At 34.3% G+C, this 1,535-nt stretch carries 1 protein-coding gene; it reads right to left on the bottom strand.

Going from position 1 to position 1,535, the window contains the following annotated elements:
- Positions 1 to 236: 236 nt before the first annotated feature.
- Positions 237 to 1,412, bottom strand: a complete 1,176-nt coding sequence (locus AB3X49_RS22745; protein WP_367964906.1) for an MFS transporter — start codon at positions 1,410 to 1,412, stop codon at positions 237 to 239.
- Positions 1,413 to 1,535: the final 123 nt, after the last annotated feature.

The following is a 1,535-nucleotide window of genomic DNA, read 5'->3' as shown; positions in this document are numbered from 1 at the left end:
CTGGAGCAAAGAAGTTAGGTGGGAGCCCTGCTGCCCGTAAACGCCCGATTGGTGAAGGCTAATACTCAGTGGGGGGATGAACAAACCCCCCCACTGAGTAAAGTTTCACTTTATATACAAAAAAGCCTTTAGTCGTAATTATGGCTAAAGGCTTTGATCATTATACTTTTCACTTTATAAAATCTTATGAGAAGAATTTATAATGTTTTTTTATCAAATTTGAAACTGAAAATGTACTAGCTTGATAATGAAGCTTGGCTATTAGAATTGAAAAATTTTAGTTTTATTATAATTAACAGAAATGAGAGTAGTGTGAAAATGAATCCGCTCCAAATAAGTTGGTGAATACCTAAGTTTGAAATGAACCAGCCTCCAATAGTTGTTCCTAAAGTAATTCCGAGATTTGAGAATGAAACGAATAGGCTATTACCAAATTCAGGCGCTTCTTTTGCTTCGCTTATTAACCATGTTTGACCAACAATTAATCCACCAGCATGTACGATTCCCCAAATGAATACGATAAAAATCATTGGAACAAGGTAGGAACCTAAATAATAAACCAATATGTAAACAATAGAATATAGGATAGGGAATAATATTACTGTATTTACTATACTTTTTTGCAGGAGACTACCAAATAAATGATTACCTAAAATCATAACTATGCCAAATATGAATAGCATGATACTGATGAGAGATCCATTCATGGAAGTTACTTTTGCAAGGTACTCGGCGAAGTAGCTGTATACGGAAAACATGGCTGCAAAAAGGAATGTGACGGTTAAAGTATTCAACCATAATCCTGGTTTGCCGAGTATACGAATTTGTTTGCCGAATGACATTTTTTCTTTAACAGGCATAGAAGGAAGTAGGATTAGTATTCCAATGAATGCAAGAGTGTTAACAAGCGCTCCGAATAAGAAAGCAATTTCGAGTGAAAATTGGTCTGCAAGGTAAGAGGTTAGTGGTACACCTAAAGCAAAACCAACAGTAATTCCCATGAAAACTTTTGTAACCGCTTGACCGCTCTTTTCTGGAGGGACAAGTTTAGCAGCTGTTACAAGAGCAATTGAAAAGAAGAGTGGGTGAAGTGCTGCCGGTAAAATACGAAAAATAAGCATGATTTCAAATTGTGTTGTATAAGCGTAGATTATATTTGAAATAACAAATATGAAAATTGCTGATAATAAAATTATTTTGCGATTAATACTAGAGACGAGCAGAATTAAAAACGGACCAGAAATAGCAACAACCAGTGCAAATATACTTACTAAAAATCCAGCTTGTGTAGTTGAAATTCCAAATTTTTGAGTGATTTGTGGTAATACGCCGACAATACCCATCTCGGTAGTAATAATTCCGAACACACCTATTGCGAGTGTCAGAATAAGTAAAGGATTTACTTTTTTCATTTATAAAACTCTCCATTCGTATCAGTATTTTGAAAGTAAATTCATTAACAAAGAAGCATTATTACAAGCATGATTGGATGCCAATATTATCAGGATTATGTAATTCGAAATACAATAACAGAT

It is taken from the genome of Bacillus sp. C30 (assembly GCF_040838255.1).
Lineage (GTDB): Bacteria > Bacillota > Bacilli > Bacillales > Bacillaceae_G > Bacillus_A > Bacillus_A mycoides.
Note: the sequence above shows the minus strand (reverse complement) of the source record. Positions and strands in the feature narration are given on the sequence as shown.

Coding starts and splice junctions, on each gene's coding strand:
- AB3X49_RS22745 (WP_367964906.1), bottom strand. CDS start 1,412: ATGAAAAAAGTAAATCCTTTACTTATTCTGACACTCGCAATAGGTGTG.